This is a genomic window from Kribbella sp. NPDC004138, from assembly GCF_053603655.1.
This window is the reverse complement of sequence record NZ_JBSGFZ010000035.1, coordinates 37,959-57,392: the sequence shown is the minus strand read 5'-3', so window position 1 is coordinate 57,392 and position 19,434 is coordinate 37,959. Positions and strand designations below refer to the sequence as shown.

Annotated in this window: 22 protein-coding genes; 11 read left to right on the top strand and 11 right to left on the bottom strand. The window is 70.7% G+C overall.

Annotation, left to right across the window (positions count from 1 at the left end):
• The first annotated feature begins 5 nt into the window (after positions 1-5).
• Genes ACWEOO_RS37345 through ACWEOO_RS37330 form a run of 4 tightly spaced genes read left to right on the top strand, consistent with a single transcriptional unit; the run spans position 6 to position 3,065 of the window.
• Positions 6-734, top strand: coding sequence for a hypothetical protein (locus ACWEOO_RS37345; RefSeq protein ID WP_452147057.1), 729 nt, complete (start codon positions 6-8; stop codon positions 732-734).
• A 1-nt stretch (position 735) separates the two neighbouring features.
• Positions 736-1,266 carry a DUF6529 family protein gene (locus ACWEOO_RS37340; RefSeq protein ID WP_452147056.1) on the top strand — a complete coding sequence of 177 codons (531 nt, stop codon included), beginning with the start codon at positions 736-738 and terminating at the stop codon, positions 1,264-1,266.
• A gap of 11 nt (positions 1,267-1,277) precedes the next feature.
• Positions 1,278-1,679: a Rieske (2Fe-2S) protein gene (locus ACWEOO_RS37335; RefSeq protein ID WP_359924840.1), complete on the top strand. Its 402-nt coding sequence runs from the start codon at positions 1,278-1,280 to the stop codon at positions 1,677-1,679.
• Between the two features lie 60 nt (positions 1,680-1,739).
• The gene (locus tag ACWEOO_RS37330; RefSeq protein WP_452147055.1) at positions 1,740-3,065 is read left to right on the top strand and encodes a M20/M25/M40 family metallo-hydrolase; all 1,326 of its coding nucleotides are present in this window, start codon (positions 1,740-1,742) and stop codon (positions 3,063-3,065) included.
• A 4-nt stretch (positions 3,066-3,069) separates the two neighbouring features.
• On the opposite strand, the gene ACWEOO_RS37325 is transcribed toward ACWEOO_RS37330, so the two are convergent.
• The 3 genes from ACWEOO_RS37325 to ACWEOO_RS37315 all read right to left on the bottom strand — a co-directional run bounded on the left by ACWEOO_RS37325 (position 3,070) and on the right by ACWEOO_RS37315 (position 6,765).
• Positions 3,070-3,345 carry a DUF1876 domain-containing protein gene (locus ACWEOO_RS37325; protein WP_359924846.1) on the bottom strand — a complete coding sequence of 92 codons (276 nt, stop codon included), beginning with the start codon at positions 3,343-3,345 and terminating at the stop codon, positions 3,070-3,072.
• Positions 3,346-3,350: 5 nt separating this feature from the next.
• Positions 3,351-5,813 (bottom strand): glycosyl hydrolase, encoded by a 2,463-nt coding sequence (locus ACWEOO_RS37320; RefSeq protein ID WP_452147054.1) that lies wholly within the window; start codon positions 5,811-5,813, stop codon positions 3,351-3,353.
• Positions 5,814-5,904: 91 nt separating this feature from the next.
• A complete protein-coding gene (locus ACWEOO_RS37315) occupies positions 5,905-6,765 on the bottom strand; it encodes a LysR family transcriptional regulator (RefSeq protein ID WP_452147053.1) in 861 nt (286 codons plus the stop codon).
• Between the two features lie 73 nt (positions 6,766-6,838).
• Between ACWEOO_RS37315 and ACWEOO_RS37310 the strand changes: the two genes are divergently transcribed.
• Positions 6,839-8,038: an MFS transporter gene (locus tag ACWEOO_RS37310; protein ID WP_452147052.1), complete on the top strand. Its 1,200-nt coding sequence runs from the start codon at positions 6,839-6,841 to the stop codon at positions 8,036-8,038.
• Between the two features lie 30 nt (positions 8,039-8,068).
• On the opposite strand, the gene ACWEOO_RS37305 is transcribed toward ACWEOO_RS37310, so the two are convergent.
• The 5 genes from ACWEOO_RS37305 to ACWEOO_RS37285 form a co-directional block, all read right to left on the bottom strand.
• Positions 8,069-8,887, bottom strand: a complete 819-nt coding sequence (locus ACWEOO_RS37305) for an ABC transporter permease (protein WP_452147051.1) — start codon at positions 8,885-8,887, stop codon at positions 8,069-8,071.
• Positions 8,847-9,656: an ABC transporter ATP-binding protein gene (locus ACWEOO_RS37300; protein ID WP_452147050.1), complete on the bottom strand. Its 810-nt coding sequence runs from the start codon at positions 9,654-9,656 to the stop codon at positions 8,847-8,849. Before ACWEOO_RS37300 ends, ACWEOO_RS37305 begins: the two co-directional genes overlap by 41 nt.
• The gene (locus tag ACWEOO_RS37295) at positions 9,653-10,117 is read right to left on the bottom strand and encodes a MarR family winged helix-turn-helix transcriptional regulator (protein ID WP_452147049.1); all 465 of its coding nucleotides are present in this window, start codon (positions 10,115-10,117) and stop codon (positions 9,653-9,655) included. The genes ACWEOO_RS37300 and ACWEOO_RS37295 overlap by 4 nt, the downstream gene beginning before the upstream one ends.
• A 66-nt stretch (positions 10,118-10,183) precedes the next feature.
• Complete coding sequence (locus tag ACWEOO_RS37290) at positions 10,184-10,369, bottom strand: DUF5703 family protein (RefSeq protein WP_130385444.1); 186 nt, start codon at positions 10,367-10,369, stop codon at positions 10,184-10,186.
• Positions 10,370-10,391: 22 nt separating this feature from the next.
• Positions 10,392-11,333, bottom strand: coding sequence for an aldo/keto reductase (locus ACWEOO_RS37285; RefSeq protein WP_355480620.1), 942 nt, complete (start codon positions 11,331-11,333; stop codon positions 10,392-10,394).
• Between the two features lie 51 nt (positions 11,334-11,384).
• On the opposite strand from ACWEOO_RS37285, the gene ACWEOO_RS37280 reads away from it, so the two are divergent.
• On the top strand, positions 11,385-12,446 hold the full coding sequence (locus tag ACWEOO_RS37280; protein WP_363708187.1) for an LLM class F420-dependent oxidoreductase: 1,062 nt from the start codon (positions 11,385-11,387) through the stop codon (positions 12,444-12,446).
• Positions 12,446-13,273 carry an undecaprenyl-diphosphate phosphatase gene (locus ACWEOO_RS37275; RefSeq protein WP_452147048.1) on the top strand — a complete coding sequence of 276 codons (828 nt, stop codon included), beginning with the start codon at positions 12,446-12,448 and terminating at the stop codon, positions 13,271-13,273. Before ACWEOO_RS37280 ends, ACWEOO_RS37275 begins: the two co-directional genes overlap by 1 nt.
• A 74-nt stretch (positions 13,274-13,347) precedes the next feature.
• On the opposite strand, the gene ACWEOO_RS37270 is transcribed toward ACWEOO_RS37275, so the two are convergent.
• The gene (locus ACWEOO_RS37270; protein WP_363708183.1) at positions 13,348-14,328 is read right to left on the bottom strand and encodes a magnesium and cobalt transport protein CorA; all 981 of its coding nucleotides are present in this window, start codon (positions 14,326-14,328) and stop codon (positions 13,348-13,350) included.
• Positions 14,329-14,401: 73 nt separating this feature from the next.
• Here ACWEOO_RS37270 and ACWEOO_RS37265 point away from each other — a divergent pair, with 73 nt between their 5' ends.
• The 3 genes from ACWEOO_RS37265 to ACWEOO_RS37255 are packed head-to-tail and all read left to right on the top strand — an operon-like array spanning position 14,402 to position 16,487.
• Positions 14,402-15,097 carry a histidine phosphatase family protein gene (locus ACWEOO_RS37265; protein WP_452147047.1) on the top strand — a complete coding sequence of 232 codons (696 nt, stop codon included), beginning with the start codon at positions 14,402-14,404 and terminating at the stop codon, positions 15,095-15,097.
• Positions 15,098-15,109: 12 nt separating this feature from the next.
• Positions 15,110-15,685: a DUF3090 domain-containing protein gene (locus ACWEOO_RS37260; protein ID WP_355692398.1), complete on the top strand. Its 576-nt coding sequence runs from the start codon at positions 15,110-15,112 to the stop codon at positions 15,683-15,685.
• 7 nt (positions 15,686-15,692) lie between these two features.
• A complete protein-coding gene (locus ACWEOO_RS37255) occupies positions 15,693-16,487 on the top strand; it encodes an SCO1664 family protein (protein ID WP_359924875.1) in 795 nt (264 codons plus the stop codon).
• Here the strand turns inward: ACWEOO_RS37255 and ACWEOO_RS37250 are convergent.
• Complete coding sequence (locus ACWEOO_RS37250) at positions 16,484-17,182, bottom strand: DUF6882 domain-containing protein (RefSeq protein WP_452147046.1); 699 nt, start codon at positions 17,180-17,182, stop codon at positions 16,484-16,486. The genes ACWEOO_RS37255 and ACWEOO_RS37250 overlap by 4 nt on opposite strands.
• A gap of 103 nt (positions 17,183-17,285) precedes the next feature.
• Between ACWEOO_RS37250 and mshC the strand changes: the two genes are divergently transcribed.
• On the top strand, positions 17,286-18,506 hold the full coding sequence (gene mshC, locus ACWEOO_RS37245) for a cysteine--1-D-myo-inosityl 2-amino-2-deoxy-alpha-D-glucopyranoside ligase (RefSeq protein ID WP_452147045.1): 1,221 nt from the start codon (positions 17,286-17,288) through the stop codon (positions 18,504-18,506).
• A 14-nt stretch (positions 18,507-18,520) separates the two neighbouring features.
• On the opposite strand, the gene ACWEOO_RS37240 is transcribed toward mshC, so the two are convergent.
• Complete coding sequence (locus ACWEOO_RS37240) at positions 18,521-19,426, bottom strand: hypothetical protein (protein WP_452147044.1); 906 nt, start codon at positions 19,424-19,426, stop codon at positions 18,521-18,523.
• Positions 19,427-19,434 lie beyond the last annotated feature (8 nt).

Sequence of the window (19,434 nt, the reverse complement as noted above, 5' to 3'; positions counted from 1 at the left end):
TTGAGATGGGGCAGCGAAGTCCACTGGTGACACTGGCGGCGACCGCCGCGGGGCTGGTCGTCCTGCTCGTCGTGAACAGCACCCAGGCGAGCACCCCGACGAGCGCTCAAACCGGCACCCAAGCCATCAGCCCAACCAGCACGAGCCCACCGCAGACGACCGCCCCGCAGACCACACAAGCACCGGCAACCACAAAAGCACCGCCGACCACAAAAGCACCGGCAACCACCAAAGCACCGGCAACCACCAAAGCGCCGGCAACCACGAAACCACCCGCCGCACGCACAGTCGTGTACGCCGGACGCACCCCGACCCGCGAAGCCGTAGCCCTTGCCGTCAAAGGCACCCGGGCCGTCAGCTACGTCTGCGACGGCCGCACCCTGGAAGCCTGGCTGACCGGAACCGTCGCGAACGACCGAGCCGTCCTCCGTTCGCGCACCGGCGACCACCTGACCGCCACCCTGAGCCCGACAGCCGCGACCGGAACGTTCACGCTGAACGGCCGCACGCTGCGCTTCACGATCCCCACGGCCGGTCCGCCAGCGGGCCTGTACCGAGCCCGCAACAGCACAAGAACGATCGGCTGGATCGTCCTCCCCAACGGCCAGCAGGTCGGCGTCGACGACGACGGTACGCCGGCGCCCGCCCCGCCACTCGACCCGGCCAACCGCACAGCGACGGTCGACGGCGTGTCCGTCACAGCCCTGACGATCACCGGCGACGAGACGTTCTGAGATGACCACAGCCACAGGCCCCAAGGCGAGCACAGTCGTCGTACCGTTCGCGGCCGGCGCCGCGGTGGCCGTCGCGCTGGGCGTCTACGGCCGCCTGCACGACCCGACTGGTGTCGCGATCGACATCGCCGGCTTCTCGAGCTTCCGGTCGGTGAAGACCTGGCTGGCAACCGTCGCCGCGGTGCTGGGCCTGGTCCAGATCCTGTCGGCGATCGCCCTGTACCGCGGCCGACCCGGCCTCGCACCGCTGCACCGCTGGTCCGGCCGGGCCGCCGTCGCCTTCACCCTGCCGGTCGTCGCCCATTGCCTTTATGCGTTGGGCTTCCAGTACGGCGAGCCGCGGGTATTGATCCACTCGCTGCTCGGCTGCTTCTTCTACGGCGCCTTCGTCGTGAAGATGCTGTCGCTCACCCGCACCGACGCACCGCGCTGGCTGCTGCCCGTCGCCGGTGGCGCGGTCTTCACGGGACTCGTCGGCCTGTGGCTGACGTCCTCGCTGTGGTTCTTCACCACGTTCGGCATCATCCGCTGAAGGGAGCAGATGTGGACGCACCAAGCCGCCGTACGATCCTGGCCGGAGCCGCCGCCGGACTCGCGGGCCTCACGGGGTGCCAGAAGTACGGCGAACCCACGGCGACCCCGGCGCCCGCGCCGGCCAATACCGTCCTCGGCAAGATCGCCGACATCCCGGTCGGCGGCGGCAAGATCTTCGCGCCGAACCAGGTCGTGGTGACGCAGCCGGTCAAGGGCACGTTCAAGGCGTTCAGCTCGATCTGCACCCATCAGAGCTGTCCCGTCGCGAGCGTCTCCGGCGGCACCATCAACTGCGACTGCCACGGCAGCAAGTACGCCGTCGCGACCGGGGCCGTCGTCGCCGGGCCGGCGCCCCGCCCGCTGCCCCCGAAACAGATCACGATCACCGGCGACACCATCACGCTGACCTGACTCTGACCTGACGCTGACCTGACTCTGCCCGCGAACCAGCCGTGGGGGAGGATGGGCCCCATGACGCCCTCCAGTGACCGTACGTCGTACGCCGCCGACGCCGAGGTGGTGGAGCTCTGCAGCGAGCTGATCCGGATCGACACCACGAACTACGGCAACGGCAAGAGCAACGGCGAGCGCGTCGCGGCGGAGTACGTCGCGGCCAAGCTGGACGAGGTCGGGATCGAGTCGACGATCTACGAGTCGGAGCCGGGCCGCGCGACGCTGGTCGCGCACTGGGACGGCGAGGACCAGAGTGCGGACCCGCTGCTCGTGCACGGGCACCTCGACGTCGTGCCGGCGGACCCGAAGGACTGGAAGGTGGACCCGTTCGCCGGGGAGATCTTCGACGGGTGCGTGTGGGGCCGCGGCGCGGTCGACATGAAGGACTTCGACGCGATGGTGCTCTCCGTCGTGCGGGCGCGCCAGCGGGCCGGCGTGAAGCCGCGGCGGCCGGTCCGGCTGGTGTTCACGGCCGACGAGGAGGCCGGCGGGGTGTACGGCGCCCAGTGGCTGATCAACAACCACCCGGACACGGTCGCCGACTGCACCGAGGGCATCGGCGAGGTCGGCGGCTTCTCGATCACGGTCAAGGACGACCTGCGGCTGTACCTGATCGAGACCGCCGAGAAGGGCATGAACTGGATGCGGCTCAAGGCCCGCGGCACGGCCGGCCACGGGTCGATGGTGAACACCGACAACGCGGTCACCAACCTGGTCGAGGCGGTCACCCGGATCGGCTCCCACGAGTGGCCGCTGCGTGTGACGCCGACCGTCCGCGAGTTCCTGAAGACGCTCGAGGACGTGCTCCAGGTCGAGCTCGACCCCGACGACATGACCGCGACGCTGGCCAAGCTGGGCAGCTTCAGCCGGATGTTCGGCGCCACGATCCGCAACACCGCGAACCCCACGATGCTGAACGCCGGCTACAAGGTGAACGTGATCCCGGGCGACGCCGAGGCGCACATCGACGGGCGGTTCCTGCCCGGGTACGAGGACGAGTTCTACGCCACCATCGACGAGCTGCTCGGTGACAAGGTGCAGCGCGAGACCGTCGTCACCGACATCGCGCTGGAGACCGAGTTCAGCGGCGGTCTGGTCGAGGCGATGAAGGCGTGCATCCAGGCCGAGGACGCGCAGAGCAGGTTCGCGCCGCTGCTGATGTCGGGCGGCACCGACGCCAAGTCGTGGAGCCGGCTGGGCGTGCGCTGCTTCGGGTTCGTGCCGCTGCAGCTGCCGCCGGACCTGGACTTCATGGGCATGTTCCACGGCATCGACGAGCGGGTGCCGACGTCCGCGCTGGAGTTCGGCTCGCGGGTCCTCGACCGCTTCCTCGATCAGGCCTGAGGCGTCACCCCTGCAGGTGACTCGGCCGGTGGGTCACCTGCTCGATGTTCTCGGCCGCCGCCAGCACGAGCTGGTGCGAGAGTTCGGACAGCGCCCGGGCCGCCGCCAGTTGGTCGCCGATCCGCGGCACCTCCCGGTCGTGCGGATGCCGATACGCCGTACCGCGTGCCGAGAACTGCTCCTCCTGGTGGGTGTGCAGCCGTGCTTCGGCGCGCGTCACCCGTTCGTCGCCCTGCTCGTCGATCTCGATGTCCACGACCCAGTTCCGCACCGTTGACATCCCACTCACCTTCGTTCGCTCTGGTCCTCCTTCGAGCGTCGTACCACCACCGGCCGGTTGAGAAGACCTGAGTTCAAGAAGTCCGCTGCGTGCTCGATGTGTTGCAGATCGAAGCGGCGGCCGAACTCGGCTGTCACGTCGGCGGCCGCCTGCAGAAGGTGGCGGTCCGCCGAGAGTGCGTTGGCTGCCGTGTTGTGTACGTCGATGCGCAGGACGTTCGTGCCCGGGCGCGCGGCGTCGGTGAGGTCGACCTCGTACGGCGGGGCCCAGAGCGAACCGCAGTGGACGTCGTTGAGCCAGATGTCGGCGGCGACGCCGATGGGCGGGGTGATGAGGGCGCGATAGGAGTTGGCCGGGAGGTAGGGCTCGCTGCCCGGTGCGACCGGCTCGCCTGGGCCGAAGTCGAGGAGCAGGTGGTCGGTGGTGTCCGGGAGTTCGAGCTCGGTTCGATAGGTGGCCGAGCCTGAGTACGTCGCCAACGCCGGGTCGTCCTCCCACCGGTGCGGGAGCGAAACCGGACGTGTCTCGCCACCGAAGGCCACCGACCAGTCGCCCTGCACTGCGCCGTCGAGGCGCTCACGCTGCTCAGGTATGTCGTCCTGACGCCCGACCGGCGTCAGGACAGCCGACTCGTACGGAGCGAGGGTCGGGGTGCGAGTGACGGTCACCTTGCCGGAGAGCGGGCTCCAGCGTTCCATCGGGTGCGGGAAGGTAAGGGTGCGGGGCTGAGTGCCGGTGTTGGCGACGAAGTAGAGGTCGCCGTCGGCCAGGCGGCGGTGGACGATGCCGATGTCCTGCTGCGGCTGGATCGGCGGCGGGGGAAGGTGACCGGCGAGCGTGCTGACGTCGGTGACGACCTGTCCGCCGGACGCCTCGACGGCGGCGAGCCACCGGCTGGTCTCCGGTGGGGTCGTGGTTCCTTCGGGTACGACGACCAGCGGCGCGTCGGACGGATCCAGCACGGCCAGCGCGTCGTCGTCGATCAGGTCGAAGTCGAGCCCGGCCTCGCGGATGATCCGGGGAACGCTCTCGGGGATCAGCTGCCGCACGACGCGGTACAGGTTGAGCGGCTCGGCGTGCCCGGCGCGTGCGGCGTACGCGTCGTACGTCGGGACGTAGATCTTCACCGGCCGGACCGGTACGCCCTGCTGGAGCACCCAGGAGAGGCGGTGCAGGGAACCGAACAAGTCAGTTGCCGTCGGCCACCAGGGGTTCCGGTCGTCGAGCGCGCCCGCGGCGTAGAAGATCCAGCCGAGCCCCGGTCCGCCGGACGGCGAGTACGGCCATCCGTGGCCGATCAGCTGATTGACGCCGGAGAGGAAATGCTCGTTGGCCTCGCCCTGCAGATCCAGCGGCGTGGCGCGGTACGACGGCGAGTGGACCCACGTCCAGACCTCGGCGGACACCACCGGCCGGCCGTGGATGTTCGCGGCCGACGACGCCCAGCGGGTCTCCGGAAGGCGTGTCCAGCCCCAGCCTTCGCCCTCAAAGAGGTCCGCGTGGCGATAGCTGCTCATCGTCGCCGGCGGTTCGCCGTAGCTCTGGATCCGGAACGGTACGCCGTGCCCGGCCGCCCAGCGCTGGAAGACCTTCAGAAAGTTGTCCTCGTACAGCTCCGACAGCGTCCGCCCGAAATCGATCCGCAGCTGCCGCGAGCCCTCGGTGCCGACGAGCAACCCGTAGAGCCGCGGCCGCAGGTCGTACCCGCGCCGCTTCGCGAACTCGTCGAGCATCGCCGGCGTCCAGTCGCCGCCGTACACCTCGAGGCTGTCGCAGAACACGGACCCGAGCAGCTCCGGCGTCGCGGCCTGCACGAGCGGCTCCGCCACCCGCCGGATGTGCTCTTCGGCCGCGGCCGCCGAGTAGTGGTCGAGCGTCAGCCCTTCGGCGCCCGCGGCGGCCCGCTTCACGTTCTGGCCGGTCACACGGGACGTCGCGATCAGCACCTCGCGCGGCTGACCGCCTGCCGGCACGCGGATCATCCCGTCCCGCACCGGCACCTCGACGTACGACGACGGCGCGCCCGCCGACCCGTCACCGACGTACGCGGCCACGAACTCGTCACCGGGCCAGGCGGCGACGATCGGTACGTCGTACGCCGCGGCGCCGATCTCGCGGCGGTCCCAGTGCAGGTGCCGCGCAGCCAACGAGGGGCCGATGTGCGGGCCGCCGTACGACCATCCGCTCCCGAGCGTCACGTCGAACCGCAGGCCGAGGCGGCGTGCCGTCCGGGCCGCGTGCCCGACGAGCTCGAGGAACTCCGGCGATCCGAACGGCGCGGTCACCGGCCCCATCGGGTAGACGAACGCGACCTCGGCCCCGCCGAGCCCCGCCGCGGCCATGGCTTCCAGCTCGCGGTCGATCTCGTCTCGCTCGACGGACGGACCGAACCACCACCAGCGCATCATCGGCCGCGCCTCGGGCGGCGGGTTCCGGAACTGTCGTCGGACGTCGTCGACGGTCGCCATGCTCTTCACCCCACCGCCGCGGGCGGCGCGCGGTCAACGCCGCTGACCAGTACCGGTCAGATCGTCCTGCGCAGTGGTGACACCCGGGCGTTCACGACAGGTTCAGCGTGGCGCGGAGCTGGGGGAGGTGCTTCATCAGAGGTTGCGGGGGCGAGGGAGTGGTGACGACCGAGAGGGTGAGGCGGTAGTGGAACGGCGCGGGGGTGAGGTGCTCGCCGGCGCGGAGTTCGGTGGCGAGGGCGCTGCGGGGGACCAGGGCCAGGTGGGAGCTGCGACGGGCCATGGCGACGGTGGTGCTGAGGGTGACGCCGCGGCGCGGGATCGCGCCCAGCGCCGCAAGGCGGGAGTGGATGTCCTCGGCGCCGCGGTCGTACGTCGAGAACGCGATCTGGCGGTCCTTCAACGGTCGGCGACCCCGGCCGGGTGGGCGGGCGCCGGGCGGGACGAACAGGACGAGTTCGTCGCGGCCGACGCGGCGGGACACAGTGCCGCGCGGCAGCGTCATCTGGTCGGCGATGGCGATGAACGCGGCGTCCATGGTGCCCTCGGCGACGCGCTCGACCAGGAAGTGACCGTGGTCGACCTGCTGCTGGATCTCCAGGTCGGGGAGATCGGCGTCCAGGACCGGGAACAGGATCGGCGCGAGGCTGGCGAAGGTGCCGATCACGAGCCGCTCGGTGACCGCGGCCGTGCGCGTGGCGTCGTACACCTCCTCGAGGTGGCCGAGGATGTGGTCGGCGCGGCGGCTGAGCTCGGCCCCGGCCCGCGTGGGGCGGGCGCCGCGGGTGTCGCGCTCGAAGAGCTTGGTGCCGCAGAGCCGTTCGAGCCGGGCGAGCCGCTGGGAGGCGGACGGCTGCGAGATGCGCAGTTCCCGTGCGGCGGTCCCCACGGCGCCGGTGCGGGTGACGGCCTGGACCAGCCGGAGGTCCTCGACCGATGGTAATGAGACCATAGGCTGAGCCTATGGCAAGCGGGCAAGATCCGCTGGCTACCTGGGCGCCGCCGGAACGCCAAGAATGCAAGGCGTGAAGGCGCGATTCGAGGCATTGGTCCTGTTGGCCGGAAGTGGTACGGCGGACTTCGCGTTCCGGATCGCCCAGGTCGCGCTGCCGTTGGTGATCCTGCGTGAGACCGGGTCCGTCGCGGCGACCGGACTGGTCGCGGGCGCGGCCGGCGTACCGGTGGTGCTGTCGCCGTGGTGGGCAAGGAGGGCGCGGCAGTGGGTCGACTCCGGCCCGCGGCTCGCGGTCGTGGCGCTTGTGTCGGCGATTGCGCTGGCCTCGGTTCCCGCGGCCGCCGGATTGGGCATCTTGTCGCCGGAGTGGCTGATCCTGAGCGGGCTGCTGCTCGGGTGCGGCGACGCTTTGTCGAACCCGGGCCGGTCGGCGCTGCTCGCCGACACCGGTGACCGGTGGGGCGATGGCCGGGCGGTCCAGTTGCTGACCTGGCAGGACGGGCTACGGCGGTTCGGGATGCTGATCGGCCCGACCGTCGGAGCGGTCGCGATCTCCACCGGCTTGACGAACGGGTTGCTCTGGATCGAAGCCGCAAGCGTCGCCGGCGCCGGACTCCTGGCCTGCGCTGTCCGGTCCGAGCGGGCTCCAGTAGGTCTGGTGACGCCGTCGATCCGCGGCAGTCTGCGCGGGCGCACCGAGGTCGCCTACGGATGGGTGGTCCGCGGCACGGGATGCGTCACGTGGTTCGCGTTCACGCTCGGGCTGTCGGTCGTCGGTGAGGAACGCGGGCAGCCCGGCGTCTACCTGGCCGCGGGCATGACTGGGTACGGCGTGGGGTCGCTTGTCGGCACCGCGGTGTCGCTGGCGGTGGTCCGGCGTACCAGGCCGACAGTGGCGGCGTCGGTGGCCTGGGCCTGGAGCGGGTTGTGCTGGGTCGGGATGGGTGTGTGGACGACGCCGCCGGTGGTCGCCGTGATGGGCGCTTTGTCGGGGGTGACCGTGGTGATCGGAATCGCCGCGATCTCCGTCCTCATCACGCGCACATCCGTCGGCGCCGAGCGACGGGCGTTGCTGTCCGGGCAGAGCGTCGTCGTGAGCGCCGGCAGCGCGGCCGGGATGCTCGTGGGCGGGCCGATCATCGGCGCGGTCGGTGCCGAGCTCGCGCTGATCGGGTCCGGGCTCGTCACCGCGGCCGTCGCCCTGCTGGTCCTGGTTCGGTGCCAGACTGCGACGCCTGCCCGAGATCACCACGTCGGCCGAGCGGCCTGAGTACCTGAAGCGGATGGACGACTTCGATCTCTAACGCGCGAGCCGTCCGAGCAGCGCCGAGGCCGCGCAGATGCCGGCGATCGCCGCGGCGATGAGGACGCTGAAGTCGAGCAGGTAGTTGGTGGGCTGGCCGATCAGCAGGCCGCGGAGGGCGCTGACCTCGTACGTGAGCGGATTGGCGTGCGAGAGCGCGCGGAGCCAGCCGGGCATGATGGCGACCGGATAGAGGGCGTTGGACGCGAAGAACAGCGGCATCGTGATCGCCTGGCCGATGCCCATCAGCCGGTCGCGGCGCAGCACCAGGCCGGCGATCGTCATCGACAGGCAGGAGAAGAACGCCGCCCCGAGCACGACGACCGCGAGCATCGCGAGCAGCTTCAGCGGGTTCCAGGTGAGGCTGACGCCGAGCAGCGCGGCGACGATGAGGACGACGATCGCCTGGGAGATCGTCCGGACCCCGGCCGCGAACGCCTTCCCGGCGACCAGCGCCGAGCGCGGCGACGGCGTGACCAGGAGCTTGGTGAGGATCCCGGCGTCGCGCTCCCAGATGATCTGGATCCCGTAGAAGATCGCGACGAACAGCGCCGACTGCGCGATGATGCCGGGCGCGAGGTAGTCGAGGTACGGGACGTCGCCGGTCGGGATCGCCCGGATCCGGCTGAACGTCTGGCCGAAGATGACCAGCCACAGGACCGGCTGGATCGCGCGGGTGATCAGCTCGGTCCGGTCGTGCCGCAGCTTCTGCAGCTCGACCAGGCAGAACGTCCCGATCCGGGAGAACAGCCGGAGCGCCGCGCGCGGGCGCGAATCAACCCAGGCGCTGGGCGGTGCGGCGGGTGCCACGGACATCGCGCAGACCTCCCTTCGCCTGACCCTCCAGGCTTTCCCCGGTGTGGCGCCGGAACACGTCCTCCAAGCTCGCGGCGGGACCGAGCGCGGCCTTCAGCTCGTCCGGCGTACCGACCGCGCGGAGCCGGCCGAGGTGCAGCAGGGCGACCCGGTCGCAGAGGATGTCCGCCTCCTCCATGTAGTGCGTGGTCAGCAGCACGGTCATCCCGTACCGCTCCTGCATCTCCTGCACCCGCGCCCACACCGAATCCCTGGCCACCGGGTCGAGCCCGACCGTCGGCTCGTCCAGCACGAGCAGCGCGGGCCGATTCACGAGCGCCTGCGCGAGCTCGAGCCGGCGCACCATCCCGCCGGAGTACGTCGACGCGAGCCGGTCGGCCGCATCGGTCAGGTCGACGATCGCCAGAACCTCGGCCACCCGCGCGGCCCGCTCCCGCCGCGGTACGTCGAACAGGCGCGCGAACCAGGAGACGTTCTCGCGGCCGGTGAGCGCGCCCTCGATGGACAGCTGCTGCGGGACGTACCCGAGCACCCGGCGGACCCGCATAGCGTCGGTGCGGACGTCGAGGCCGAAGACCCGGACGGTGCCGGACTGCGGCGGGTAGAGCGTGTTCAGCACCCGCAGCGTCGTCGTCTTGCCGGCGCCGTTGGGACCGAGCAGGCCGAAGCATTCGCCAGGGGAGACGGTCAGGTCGAGGTCGTCGACCGCGAGCTGGTCACCGAACCGGTGACTCAGACCCGTCACCGACACCGCGGGTTCCGCACTCATACGCGCTCCTTCCTGAGCTGCTCGTAGGGATGCAGGCGCTCCGCGAGCCCGGTCAGCACCGGCAGCGCGGCGACCAGCGCGTCCCGCTCGTCCGGCGACAGGTCATCGAGCACACCGGACACCAGCGCCGTACGGCGGTCGCGCCAGGCCTCGACCTGTTCACGGGCCGGCTCGCTGAGCGTCAACCGAGCGACGCGCCGATCGGACGCGTCGGGCGTGCGCTGCAGCAGGCCGCGCTCGGTGAGCTGCCCGACGAGGGTCGACACCGTGTTCGCGACCAGGCCGAGCTCGGCGGCGGCCTCGGCGACCGAGATGCCGGGGTTGCGGCGCACGGTGCGGACCAGCTCGGCCTGCGAATCGGTGAGCGCGGACAACGGGAACGGGCGTCCCGCGGAGCGGCGCAGCCGCCGCCGTACGAGCCCGATCGCGGCGATCAGTTCCTCGGCCAGGAGTTCGCTCACGCCGTCCAGAATACCTCTGGAGCAGAGATATTGCGCCGCGAGAACGGCCCGGACTTTCCGGGCCGGTCAGAGGGTCCGCATCACGCGGATGATGCGGCGGCGCAACCAGACGCGCCGCGATCCGTCCGGGTAGCGCCGGAGCCTGGCCAGCTCCCACCCGCCGTACTCCGCGTGCTCGGTGAGCAGCTTGCGCACCGCACCGCGGGACTCCGTCCTGGACACCTCGAACTGCTGCAGTTCGTATTCGGCCATCCGCACCTCCAGTACTACGCCCTCAGGAAACATCCTCCAGTGCCGCGACGATGGCGGGCGGCAATGTGAGCTCCTCCACACCCAGAACCGATTTCAGTTGCAGTGCTGTCCGGGCCCCGACGATCGCCGCCGACACCCCCGGCCGGTCCCGCACCCAGGTGAGCGCCACCTCGAGCGGGGTCCAGCCGAGCCCGTCGGCGGCTCGTGCGACCGCTTCCACGATGCCCGAAGCCCGGGCGTCGAGATAGGGGTCGACGAATCTGGACAGATGTTGGGACGCCGCGCGGGAGTCCGCCGGGATGCCCGTGCGGTACTTCCCGGTCAGTACACCGCGGCCGAGCGGGGACCAGGCGAGGACCCCGATGCCGAGGCCGGCGGCGGCGCGCAGGGCGTCAACCTCGGCGTCCCGTGCGAGCAGCGAGTACTCGACCTGGTTGCTGACCGGCACCGCGCGCCCCGGCCAGGCCTGCTGCCAGGTGACCGCGCGCGCCGACTTCCAGCCGGCGTAGTTCGACACGCCGACATACCGCACCTTGCCGGAGCTGACGGCGTGGTCGAGCGCCGACAGCGTCTCCTCCAGCGGCACGTCGTCGGACCAGGTGTGCAGCTGCCAGAGGTCGATGTGGTCGACCTTCATCCGCCGCAGCGAGCCCTCGAGATCGCGCAGCAGCGCGCCCCGGGAGGTGTCGGTGATCCGCTCGCCCCGGCGGACGCTGAACCCGGCCTTGGTCGCGATCACCAGGTCGTCGCGGTCCACCACGTCGCCGAGCAGCGACCCGATCAGCAGCTCGCTGTCGCCGTCGCCGTAGGCCGCCGCGGTGTCGATCAGCGTGCCGCCGGCGGACACGAACGCGGCGAGCTGCTCGCGCGCCTCGTGCTCGTCGGTGTCCCGGCCCCACGACATGGTGCCCAGGCCGAGCCTGCTCACCGCCAAGCCACTGTGACCGAGATAGCGCTGCTGCATGCACCGAGCCTATTGCGAGCCACCGACAACGGCTCGCTAGGCTCGCCAGTCATGCGACTCGGACTGAACATCGGCTTCGTCTACGGCGGCGACGACCATCTGGACCACCTGAGGCTGGTGAAGGAGGCCGAGGCACTCGGATTCTCGGTCACCTGGGCCGCGGAGGCGTACGGCTCGGACGCCGCTACGCTGCTCAGCTGGATCGCCGCCCAGACCACCACGATCGACGTCGGCGCGGCCGTGTTCCAGATCCCGGCCCGGACGCCGGCGATGACCGCGATGACCGCGGCCACCCTCGACCGGCTGTCGAACGGCCGGTTCCGGCTCGGCCTCGGCGTGTCCGGGCCGCAGGTGTCGGAGGGCTGGCACGGCGTCCGGTTTTCTCAGCCTCTGCTCAGGACCCGTGAGTACGTTGACATCGTGAACGCGGCCCTGCGGCGCGAGACGGTGGTGTACGGGGGGAAGTACTTCACCCTGCCGCTGCCCGACGGGCCGGGCAAGGCGCTGAAACTGACCGTGCGGCCGATCCGCGACCACGTGCCGGTGTACCTGGCCGCGGTCGGCCCGAAGAACCTCGAGCTGGCCGGCGAGATCGCCGACGGCTGGCTCGGGATCCTCAACGACCCAGGCTTCCTTGGAGAGCAGTTGGCGCACATCAGGACGGGCCGTGCCGCCCGTCAGAACCGTCAGGAGGACCTCGACGGGTTCGACGTCGTGGTCACCACCCCGCTGATGACCGGGGACGACATCCAGGCCGCGGCCGACCCGGTCCGCGGGTACGCCGCGCTGTACGTCGGCGGCATGGGCAGCCGGGAGAAGAACTTCTACAACGCGCTCGCGGTGCGGATGGGGTACGCCGACGAGGCGAAGGAGATCCAGGACCTGTACCTGGCCAAGAAGCACCGCGAGGCGATGGCCGCCGTACCGTTCGGCTTCCTGGACTCGATCTCGCTGCTCGGCGGCAAGGAGCGGATCGCCGAGAAGCTCACGGCGTACGCCGAGGCGGGCGCGACGACGGTGTCGCTGACGCCGTTCGCGCCGACCGTCGAGCAGCGGATCGCCGACCTGCGGACCGCCGCGGAGGCGCTGGAACTGTCCGGAGCCGGCCACTGATGACGATCTGGGACTCCATCATCCTCGGCATCGTCGAGGGGCTGACCGAATTCCTCCCGGTCTCCAGCACCGGGCACCTGACCATCGTCGCGAAGATGCTCGGGCTGAAGATCGACGACCCGTCGATCACCGGGTTCACCGCGGTGATCCAGATCGGCGCGATCGCGGCCGTGGTGCTCTACTTCCTGCAGGACATCCGGCGGATCGCCGTCGCCTGGGTCCGCGGCCTGGTCAAGCCCGAACACCGCGGCGAGTTCGACCACCGGATGGGCTGGTACGTGATCGTCGGCTCGACGCCGATCGTGATCGTCGGTTTCCTGGCCCGGGACGTGATCTCGGGACCGCTGCGCAGCCTCTGGTGGGTGGCCGGTGCACTGATCGGCTGGTCGGTCGTGATGGTCGCGGCCGAGCGGCTCGGCTCCAAGTCGAGACCACTCACCCGGATCACGATGGTCGACGCGATCGTGATGGGTGTCGTCCAGTGCCTCGCGCTGGTCCCCGGCGTGTCCCGCTCCGGGGCGACGATCTCGGCCGGCCTGTTCCGCGGCCTCGACCGGGTCGCCGCCACGCGGGTCTCCTTCCTGCTCGGCATTCCCGCCCTGGTCGGCGCGGGCATCTACGAGCTGAAGGACGCCCTCAGCGGCGACGTCGGTGCCGTCCCGCTGATCGTCGGCACGGTCGTCAGCTTCGTCGTCGCCTACGCGTCGGTCGCCTGGCTGCTCCGCTTCGTCGCGAAACACTCGATCTCGGTCTTCGCCTTCTACCGCGTCCTCCTCGGCATCGTCCTGATCATCCTCCTGGCCACCAGCACGATCACCGCGACCTAGAACCGATTTCGCTTACGTCCGAACAACGGGAGCGACGTCTCTCCAGTTGTTCGGACGTAACGGGGTGATCGGGGTCAGAGCCAGCCGACCTTGCGGAAGAAGCGGTACATGGTGAAGCAGACGAGGGCCATCAGGAGGAGGACGGCGTAGTAGCCGAAGTGCCAGCGGAGTTCGGGCATGTTGTCGAAGTTCATGCCGTAGATGCCGGCCAGCATCGTCGGTACGGCGGCGATGGCGACCCAGGCGGAGATCTTGCGCATGTCGTCGTTCTGCTGCACCGAGACGCGGGCCAGATGCGCGTTGAGGGCGGACGTGAGCAGGGTGTCGATCGCCTCGGCCTGGTCGGAGACCCGGCTGAGGTGGTCGGCGACGTCGCGGAAGAACGGGCCGGCCTTCGGGCCGAGTCCGCCGCCGCCGTGCGCGAACTGCTCCATCGGCTCCCGCAGCGGGTCGATCGCGCGGCGCATCTCGAGCACCTCGCGCTTCAGCCGGTAGATCCGCTCCGCGTCACTGGTGCGCTCGGGGGAGAACACCGAGCTCTCGATCTCGTCGACGTCGATCTCGACCTGCTCGGCGACCCGCTCGTAGTCGTCGACGATCGCGTCCGAGACCGCCCAGAGCACCGCGGCCGGGCCGTGCCCGAGCATCGAGGCCCGCTCCTCGAGCTCGTGCCGGGTGGTGGCCAGTTCGCCGCCTTTCCCGTGCCGCACGGTCACGACGTACCGCGGTCCGACGAAGGCGGTCACCTGCCCGGTCTCGACGGCGTCGCCCTCGTCGACGTACCAGAGCGTCCGCAGGACGACGAGAAGCGTGTCACCGAACCGCTCGACCTTCGGGCGCTGGTGGAGCTGCAGCGCGTCCTCGACCGCGAGATCGTGCAGGCCGAACAGCCGCTGCACCCGCGCCATCTCGGCGTCCGACGGCTCGTGCAGGCCGATCCAGCCGAAGCTGCCGGCCCGGCCGTCGGTGTCCTTGATGGCGTCGGCAACGGTCTCGGGATCCTTGGGCAGGTCCTGCCGTTCCCCCTCGGCGTACACCCCGCAGTCCACGATCACGGCACCATCATGGCATCGGGTATGGCATCGGGCACCGCATCAGGACTTGCGCGGACGGGATAACGTGCACTCCATGCCCACCGTGATCCTGGTTCGCCACGGTCGTAGCTCCGCGAACACGTCCGGCACGCTGGCGGGCCGGACGCCCGGCGTGAAGCTGGACGACACCGGCGTCCAGCAGGCCGCTGCGGTCGCGCAGCGGCTCGCCGAGCTGCCACTGGCCGCGATCGTCACCTCCCCGCTCGAGCGCTGCAAGCAGACCGCGGCCGCGATCGCGAAGCAGCACGACGGGTTGCGTCCGGCAACGGATCGCCGGCTGACCGAGTGCGGGTACGGCGACTGGACCGGACAGAAGATCGCGACGCTGGCGAAGGACCCGCTGTGGGCGGTCGTGCAGCAGCACCCGTCCGCGGTCACGTTCCCGGGCGGCGAGTCGATGCGGGCGATGCAGCAGCGCGCGGTCGACGCCGTCCGCGGGCACGACGCGGAGCTGGCGAAAAGCCACGGTGACAACGCGATCTGGGTCGCGGTCTCGCACGGCGACGTGATCAAGGCGATCGTCGCGGACGCGCTCGGTCAGCACCTGGACACGTTCCAGCGGATCGTCGTGGACACCGCGTCGACGACGATCATCACCTACACCAAGACCCGCCCGTTCCTGGTCCGGCTGAACGACTCCGGCAGCGAACTGGCCTCGCTGGTCCCTAAGCCGTCAGCGAAAGGCAAGCCCAAGAAGCAGTCCTCGGACGCCGTGGTCGGTGGACGGTAATAGGGTCTGGGTATGGCGCGAGTTGTGCACTCCTACGACGACCCCGAGCGGTTCGTCGCCGGCACCGTGGGCGAACCCGGTGCGAGGACGTTCTTCCTGCAGGCCCGGGCCGGGCACCGGCTCACCTCGGTGGCGTGCGAGAAGGAACAGGTGATGGCCCTCGCCGAGCGGCTGGACGTGATGCTGGACGAGGTCGCGCGGCGGTTCGACCGCGACCCGGTCACGCAGACCGCGGTCGACGACACCGCGCCGCTCGAGCAGCCGATCGAGGAGGAGTTCCGGGCCGGCACCATGACGCTGGCCTGGGAGGCCGACGCCGAGCGGGTCGTGATCGAGGTCTTCGCGGTCGTCACCGGCGACCAGGCGGACCTGGAGGAGACCGACCCGGTGGCCGCGGCGATGGAGTCCGAGGACGCCGAGGTGTTCATCGTCCGGATCACCGAGGAGCAGGCCCGGGCGTTCGCCCGGCGGGCGGTCGCGCTGGTCGCGTCCGGGCGGCCGAGCTGCCCGTTCTGCGGGCGGCCGATCGACGCCGACGGTCACATCTGCCCGCGGGCCAACGGCTACCGCAGGCACCTGCCGGAATGACGCCACGATGAGCGCCGACCCGGAGCTGCTCGCCCTCGGGGAGCTGTCGTTGCACGGCCGCCTGGTCGCGGCCTCGAACGGCACCTACCAGGGCTCGGTCAGCCTGGCCGGCGACACCGCAACGGTGGTCTACAAGCCGGTCGAGGGGGAGCGGCCGCTGTGGGACTTCCCGGACGGCACGCTCGCCCAGCGCGAGTTCGCGGCGTACGTCGTGTCCGAGGCGCTCGGCTGGTCGATCGTGCCGCCGACACTGCTGCGCGACGGGCCGCTCGGCGAAGGCATGGTCCAGCTGTGGATCGACGAGGCCGAGCTCGGCGCGGGGGAGACCGAGCTGGTCGACATCGTGCCGCAGGGCCGCGTCCCTGACGGCTGGGTGGGTGTCCTGGATGCGCTCGACGGCCGCCACAACCCGGTCACTCTCGTGCACGCCGACACCGACGCGTTGCGGCGGATGGCGGTGTTCGATGCCCTGGTCAACAATGCCGACCGCAAGGGCGGCCACGTGCTGAACCCGGGCGACGGGCGCGTGTTCGGCGTGGACCACGGCGTCACGTTCAACGCCGACGACAAGCTCCGCACGGTTCTCTGGGGCTGGGCCGGTGAGCCGATCCCGGCGGACCTGCTGGACGACGTCCGGCGGCTGGCGGATCAGCTGGCCGGCGGTCTCGGCCAGCAACTGTGCGAGCTCGTCACCGCCGTCGAGCTGACCGCGACCCGGGAACGCTGCTCGACCCTGCTCAAGACCGGAACCTTCCCGTACCCGAGCGAGGACTGGCCCGCGATCCCCTGGCCGGCTTTCTAGGACCGCGGCTGCACGCTGATGTTGCCGATCCGGCCGAGGTCGTCGAACTCGACCACGACCGGCCCGCCGTCCGGCGCCGTACCGCGGATCGCCTCGGCGCTCTCGTCGTACCGCAGGCCGAAGTGCTGCAGGTAGCCGCGGACGACCTGGCGGTGGTCGGCGGGGAAGACGCTGACCGCGGTCATCAGCAGCCGCGGCGTGGCGATCGCGTCGAAGTCTGCCCGCGGCAGTTGCTCGTCGGCGACGTGCAGGTACACGTGCCCGCGCCCCTCGTTGATCGCCGTCGACCAGACTCCGCGGCCGCCGAGCACCGACCCGGCGGCGATCGCCAGCGTGATCGCCGCCTGTGCGGGCTGCTCGAACCCGCCGAGGTCCGGGCTGTCGGTGGTGAACTCGGAGATCCCGTGCCGCTCGCCGAACTCGCGGATCGCAAGCGTCGGCGCGACCGCGGGCGCGTCCGGGCCGAACCCCGGGTTCGCCCAGCCCCACAGCCAGGTCCGGTCGAGCTCGGAGAAGCTCCCGAGCAGGGAGATCCCGCCCAGGACGCCGCGCTCGCTGCTGAGCGTGCGCGCGTCCAGGTCGGCCTCCAGCGAGTCCGGTCCGACCACGTCGTTGAACAGGTCCTGCTGCTGGATCGCGGCGGCGGCGATCCAGCCGCCGTACGCCTGGAGCTCGGGACTGAAGTCTGCACTCATCGTTCGGCGAGATTAGCGGCCGCCGGGGTGCACGTCGCCGTCCGGACCACGGAATGGAACCGTGTCGCGTCATTGAAAATCGGACTGGCATAAGCTCCGACACATGCAGGCGTGGACGAAACCAGACATCCCGGTCGTACCGGGCCCGGCCCGGCGGCTACGCCTCTACGACACCGCGTCGCGCGGCCTGGTCGAGGTCCCGCCGGGCGACGGCGGGACGGCCCGGATGTACGTGTGCGGCATCACGCCGTACGACGCGACGCACATGGGCCACGCGGCGACGTACGTCACGTTCGACCTGATCAACCGCCTGTGGCGCGACGCCGGGTACGACGTCTCGTACACGCAGAACATCACCGACGTCGACGACCCGCTGCTGGAGCGCGCGACCGCGACCGGCGTCGAGTGGACCGACCTCGCGGCGCAGGAGATCCAGCTGTTCCGCGACGACATGACCGCGCTGCGGGTGATCCCGCCGCAGCACTACATCGGCGTGGTCGAGTCGATCGACCTGGTCGCGAGCGCGGTCGAGGACCTGCGCCGCGCGGACGCGGTCTACTCCGTCGACGGCGACCTGTACTTCGCGGTGAAGGCGGACCCGGCGTTCGGCAGTGTGTCGAACTACGACCGCGAGACGATGCGCGAGCTGTTCGCGGAGCGCGGCGGCGACCCGGACCGCGAGGGCAAGCGGGACCCGCTCGACAGCCTGCTGTGGCGGTACGAGCGGCCTGGGGAGCCGGCGTGGGACTCCGCGCTCGGTCGCGGCCGGCCGGGGTGGCACGTCGAGTGCTCGGCGATCGCGCTGAAGTATCTCGGCATGACGTTCGACGTCCAGGGCGGCGGGTCGGACCTGATCTTCCCGCACCACGAGATGTCCGCGAGCGGGGCGCAGGTCGCGACCCGGGAGTACCCGTTCGCGCGGGCGTACGTGCACCAGGCGATGGTCGGGCTGGACGGCGAGAAGATGTCGAAGTCCAAGGGCAATCTGGTGCTGGTGTCGAAGGAGCGGACGGCCGGCGCTGATCCGATGGCGATCCGGTTGGCACTGCTGACGCATCACTACCGCACGGACTGGTTCTGGACCGCCTCGGATCTGACGGATGCGCAGGCGCGACTGGACGTGTGGCGGGGCGCGATTGGGCGTGGCTCCGGGCCGGACGGGGCGGCTGCGGTTGACGCCGTACGGGCGGCGCTCACCAACGACTTGGACACCGCCGGTGCGTTGGCAGCTGTCGACGCGTGGGCCGAGAGCGAGGGCGAGGACCATGAGGCCCCCGCCCTCATCGCTCAGGCTTGTGATGCCTTGCTGGGCGTGAAGCTCTAGCCCAGCGGCTGCGGTCAGCCGGTGACCGGGTGGTGGGTCTTGACCGGGGTCGGCACGGGGGCCGCCGGCGGGGTGTTGACCTGCGCCGGGGCCTCGACCGGCGGGCTCGGCTTCGGGGTGGGCTTGGGCTTGGCGGCGGGCGTGGCGCAGGTGGCCGAGGCGAGCGTGATGACCTCGGTCCCTCCGCCGAGGTCGATGCTCAGGCCCGTCACCGTGAACGCGCCGTCGGAGTGCTTGCCCTGACTGTTGACCTTGATGGTCGCCAGCGGGTTCGACGGCAGCGACGCGCCCTGCTTGGTGCTCGGCGCCTTGATGGTGCGGCCGAGCAGCGTCAGCGAGCCGATGTCCACGCCGCCGGTGTCACCGGAGCACCAGACGTTCAGCGAGTCGATGCCGAGCAGCAACTTCGGCGGGTTCAGCAGCAGGTTGCACAGGTCCGGCAGGTTCTTCACCGGCAGGTCCTTGGTGCTCAGCTGCGGCAGTGGCAGGCCGAGGTCGGGCAGCGCGATGTCCGGGATCGGCAGGTTGTCGGCGCCGGTCGTCGGCAGCGACGTGCACTGGTTCTTCAGCTCCGCCGGGATCGTCACCTGGCTGAGGATGTCCGGGCCGACGACGATGTCGAACAGCTCGACCGAGGCCGAGTCGTTGCCCGCGGTCGCCGTACCTGCCCGGACCGAGAGCAGCGGGTTCTGCGGGAGCTCGAGCGCGGACGTCGTGTGCCGCTTGCCGTCGAGCGACTCGGCGTACGGCGTCTTCGGGATCGGCACCTGGCCTTCGGCGCTCACGGCGTACGCCGAGGAGGGGCGGGCTGCCGCGTTGCCGACGGGGGCGCTCGCGACCAGGCTGAACGTCACGACGCCGGCCACGGCCGCGGCCGTCAGCACGGTCGGCGTCAGACGCCTCCTCAATGGTCGTCGCATCGGATCTC

Coding starts and splice junctions, on each gene's coding strand:
- ACWEOO_RS37315 (WP_452147053.1), bottom strand. CDS start 6,765: ATGGTCTCATTACCATCGGTCGAGGACCTCCGGCTGGTCCAGGCCGTC.
- ACWEOO_RS37255 (WP_359924875.1), top strand. CDS start 15,693: ATGAGCGCCGACCCGGAGCTGCTCGCCCTCGGGGAGCTGTCGTTGCAC.
- ACWEOO_RS37340 (WP_452147056.1), top strand. CDS start 736: ATGACCACAGCCACAGGCCCCAAGGCGAGCACAGTCGTCGTACCGTTC.
- ACWEOO_RS37345 (WP_452147057.1), top strand. CDS start 6: ATGGGGCAGCGAAGTCCACTGGTGACACTGGCGGCGACCGCCGCGGGG.
- ACWEOO_RS37320 (WP_452147054.1), bottom strand. CDS start 5,813: ATGGCGACCGTCGACGACGTCCGACGACAGTTCCGGAACCCGCCGCCC.
- ACWEOO_RS37300 (WP_452147050.1), bottom strand. CDS start 9,656: ATGAGTGCGGAACCCGCGGTGTCGGTGACGGGTCTGAGTCACCGGTTC.
- ACWEOO_RS37330 (WP_452147055.1), top strand. CDS start 1,740: ATGACGCCCTCCAGTGACCGTACGTCGTACGCCGCCGACGCCGAGGTG.
- ACWEOO_RS37325 (WP_359924846.1), bottom strand. CDS start 3,345: ATGTCAACGGTGCGGAACTGGGTCGTGGACATCGAGATCGACGAGCAG.
- ACWEOO_RS37305 (WP_452147051.1), bottom strand. CDS start 8,887: ATGTCCGTGGCACCCGCCGCACCGCCCAGCGCCTGGGTTGATTCGCGC.
- ACWEOO_RS37265 (WP_452147047.1), top strand. CDS start 14,402: ATGCCCACCGTGATCCTGGTTCGCCACGGTCGTAGCTCCGCGAACACG.
- ACWEOO_RS37285 (WP_355480620.1), bottom strand. CDS start 11,333: ATGCAGCAGCGCTATCTCGGTCACAGTGGCTTGGCGGTGAGCAGGCTC.
- mshC (WP_452147045.1), top strand. CDS start 17,286: ATGCAGGCGTGGACGAAACCAGACATCCCGGTCGTACCGGGCCCGGCC.
- ACWEOO_RS37240 (WP_452147044.1), bottom strand. CDS start 19,426: ATGCGACGACCATTGAGGAGGCGTCTGACGCCGACCGTGCTGACGGCC.
- ACWEOO_RS37250 (WP_452147046.1), bottom strand. CDS start 17,182: ATGAGTGCAGACTTCAGTCCCGAGCTCCAGGCGTACGGCGGCTGGATC.
- ACWEOO_RS37290 (WP_130385444.1), bottom strand. CDS start 10,369: ATGGCCGAATACGAACTGCAGCAGTTCGAGGTGTCCAGGACGGAGTCC.
- ACWEOO_RS37275 (WP_452147048.1), top strand. CDS start 12,446: ATGACGATCTGGGACTCCATCATCCTCGGCATCGTCGAGGGGCTGACC.
- ACWEOO_RS37260 (WP_355692398.1), top strand. CDS start 15,110: ATGGCGCGAGTTGTGCACTCCTACGACGACCCCGAGCGGTTCGTCGCC.
- ACWEOO_RS37280 (WP_363708187.1), top strand. CDS start 11,385: ATGCGACTCGGACTGAACATCGGCTTCGTCTACGGCGGCGACGACCAT.